This window comes from Cupriavidus sp. 05L411 (assembly GCF_056398045.1).
In genome coordinates, this window is sequence record NZ_JBFTOQ010000103.1 from 1 (window position 1) to 3413 (window position 3413).

Annotated in this window: 3 protein-coding genes and 2 pseudogenes; all 5 read right to left on the minus strand. The window is 56.9% G+C overall.

Annotated features, from left to right (window positions below; genetic code table 11):
- Positions 1–708 (minus strand): annotated as a pseudogene (locus AC1DQR_RS39965) (ImcF-related family protein); the annotation flags it as partial.
- Positions 709–713: 5 nt separating this feature from the next.
- Entirely contained in the window at positions 714–1961 is a 1248-nt protein-coding gene (locus AC1DQR_RS39970) for a hypothetical protein (protein WP_477135100.1), read from the minus strand.
- 3 nt (positions 1962–1964) lie between these two features.
- Entirely contained in the window at positions 1965–2231 is a 267-nt protein-coding gene (locus tag AC1DQR_RS39975) for a PAAR domain-containing protein (protein ID WP_477135101.1), read from the minus strand.
- A gap of 9 nt (positions 2232–2240) precedes the next feature.
- Positions 2241–3035, minus strand: a complete 795-nt coding sequence (locus AC1DQR_RS39980; RefSeq protein WP_477135102.1) for a hypothetical protein — start codon at positions 3033–3035, stop codon at positions 2241–2243.
- Positions 3032–3413 (minus strand): annotated as a pseudogene (locus AC1DQR_RS39985) (hypothetical protein); the annotation flags it as partial. The pseudogene AC1DQR_RS39985 and the gene AC1DQR_RS39980, both read right to left, overlap by 4 nt.

Sequence of the window (3413 nt, forward strand, 5' to 3'; positions counted from 1 at the left end):
GCAACTGATGACCGGCATGACACCGTGGCCCATCGTTCTCGCCTCCGCCACATCGAGCAGGTAGACCGGGGCGGACCAGCGCAGCAATTCGGCGATGCGCGCCAGGCGCATTCCATCGGGATGGGCGCCACGGCGCTGCGCCTGCAGATTCATCTCACTATCCGTAGTGAGAATCACCGCGTCCACCGGACGGCGGCGGCGTAGTCGGTAGAGTTGCTTGRGCCAGTCGGCGTCCGGCCAGCCCTCCTTGTTGGCGTTGCTCCATAGCAACACCGCGTCGGGGGTGATCAGCCAGCCTTGTTCTGCCAGTTCGGGCAGGAGGCGGGCGATGGCGGCGTCGTCGCCGGTGAGCAGCAGCCAGGGCTGGCGGTAGCGCCAGCGCAGGCCGTGCGTGGCACGCAGTTGGGATCTGAGTTCGGCGAACCGCTCGTCGCCGACCGTCGCTGGCGTCGCCGTCGCTTCGCCGCGTTTGAACGGCTTTAACGCGTGCCTGTAGATAATTGTCCAGGCAGAATAAAGCGGTGCGTAGAGAAAAAAGAGTACACATGCAAGCAGGCTAATACCAACCAATACCCAAGCACGACGCAAACTGTCATCGAGGTGCCAAGTATCCCCCGCAAGAAAAACGAGCAACACCAGCAACAGGCATGTCGCAATAACAAATGTCAGGTAGCCGACAGGACGGTGGACTGGTTCAATGCGGTTCATACGTGTCATACCGGGGTGGTGGGTTCGGGGGGCGACCGGACGATCAGGAAACAAGGTTGCTCGCCGGCATCGCCGGCTACGAGTTGGGCCTGCCCGGTGCGCGAGGCGTGTTCTGCGGCGAGAGCGACGCCCAGCCAGCCTGATGCGATGCCAGTGTGGCCTAGCGCCGCATCAACATCTGACCCGGTGGGCACGCCTGCGGCCCTTGGCGCGCGCGACACATCACTTGCCCGCGGCGACAATTCGCTGGCGATCAGGTCGCGGCCGGCCCTGCCAAGGCCGCTATGCCATACCACTTGAATGTCTTCCGGCACGCACGCGCCCCACTGGATGGCGGTCGAGAGCACGGTCCAGTCAGGACATGCTGCGGTAACGACCGGACGATGAACCGAGATGGGCAAAAGATCAGTCTTGTCTGGTCTTGCAGGCCCGTCTTTCAGCAGTAGCGCGACTGCCGCTTCGCCAGTTGACTCCAGCACCAGATCGCGCAATTGGACGGCGACAATGAGGGCGTATTGCGGGCTGCCCTGGACAAGTAACTGATCAAGCCAGTCATCGAGCACCATCAGCCCTTTCTCGGCGTGAACCCGCGTCGCGCTCAGGAGTCTCCCCTCGAATCTCGCGCCAGCACGCGCCCACGCGGATTCAGCTTCGCCTGCCGCCTGCTCGTCTGCGACATACAGCCAGACAACGATCTTCGCCCTCGCAGGTGCGGCCTCGATAGGGACCTCCAGTCTTGCCAGCAGTTGCCTAAACAGTGAGACGAGCAGGTCCCCCCTACTGTCGAACGGCGACGCGGGCAATTTGGTATGTCGAAGGACTTCCTGGGTGTCGCGAACGGCTTCGGCCTCAATGCATTGTTCGCCGCTGGCGATGCGCAGGGCAATGTCGTTGTCGCCCATCGGGGTGATATAAGCGCTCGCGAGCAATGCGAGAGGGCGCTGTGCGAACGCCGTATTGTGGTCAATCACCATCTGCCGTACGTCATTCCTAGCCTGAGTCCGCACGGCGGGCATTTCATGGAAAAAATGCAGACGCACAGCCAGCACAATGGCACACAACAAAGACGGGACCGCGAACATCCACGCCCAGAACTTCCAATCCTGAGTGGCCACACCCTGGGGCCAGAGCGCTAGCGTCAGCGAGACTGCACAAGCGATGAAGGCAATGAAGATCATCGTCCACACAATCACGCATGGCGGGCGAAGCTGGATCTCGGCTCGATCTGGCAGATTGACGAAGTCTACTGGCACGGCTTAAGCGATCCCATACTGACTCAACGACGACAGTAGTACGCAACCGCATTGCGCTCTCATGCCGTGGAATGCGACCGGCACCCCCCGATCCGTGAACGTCGAACTACCTTCGACAATCGGATTGGTGCCATGTCCCTGCCGGGGACACCGAACCAGATCGCCAACTCGCGCGACCTTCCGGCCAGCAAAACTCATCGTATCGGACCCTGTAATCACTTCACCGTCGTGATCGGTACGATCACCGATGCGGATAATGCCTCTGATCATAAATATCTCCTACGGTCCGAGAATGACTTTTTTTCCAGTTTCACGCTCGATCTTGAGCGGCAGGTAGATGTGGAAGTACACCGTACGCAGGACTAGATAGCCGAGAATCCATTGCGAGAGCGGGAAGGAAAGAAACGACAAAACAAGGAACATTGCGTGCGGCCCCGATGACTGAGGGACGATCTTTAGCACAATTATGCAAATTCCACCCAACAATGGACCAAACATCGACACTAGCCAGAAATGAGCTCGCGTAAATGGGTTGCGCTGAGGCAAGCGCGCGACTATTCCGTCCGCCTTCGCCCCCCAATAGATAACGCGCTCCGCCTCTTCAATATAAAGCGTCTCTCTCAACCGGAATTCTTCGTCTTTTTTCACGTAGTCGACCCAAACCAATGACATCCAAAAAATAGTGCCTAACAAAAAAAAAGTTAGCGCGAATACGCGCTCAATAAAAGGCATTGGTGCAAATCCAAAGTAGACGAACGAACATGAACCAAGCGCGAACCAGAATGCCACCCCAGCGAGCGTTGCCGCGCATCCCTCGTACCACATACGGGATGAATTTCTATTTGTTAAATAGTGCACAAAAATGAGAGATGAAGACGCTAATTGAATCGCCATCGAAATCTTCCATGGCAATTCCGATCCTTCGAATTGTGAAAATGCAATAGCATATAAAATTGTCGGGAGACTGCCGATCACTAGAACACACCCGGCCAACTTTGCGTGGTCACTTACGCGCGATCGGGTTGACTCGATACCATCCAATGCATTTTCCTCAAAATCATTAATCAAACTCACAATCCGGCACCGCTCTCTGTCACTCTCCATAGTGACTCGATGTATATATTCGCGTAATCCTTTGGTAAGTCGGATTCGAGACGCTTACCCGCCCCGCGCACAATCTTCGTTGCTGCTCCGCTCACATTCAATGTACTAAAAGTCCAGTCAACGACATATCCAACAACGACAAGGATAAAAACGGTTCCGATGGCCACAGCCAAGATCGGCGCAGCCGTAATGCCAAATGCGGCGTTGTTGCATAAATCCGGCTGTGCTAGCTGACGTTTACGCGCAACAGCCAGGGTGGCACGTCTGTTAACTTTCCGGGGACTTGCGTAGATTCTCGACTTTTTCCCGAGAAGATGCGCAAGGACGAACACGAGCGAAGCGAGCCGA

Coding starts and splice junctions, on each gene's coding strand:
- AC1DQR_RS39975 (WP_477135101.1), bottom strand. CDS start 2,231: ATGATCAGAGGCATTATCCGCATCGGTGATCGTACCGATCACGACGGT.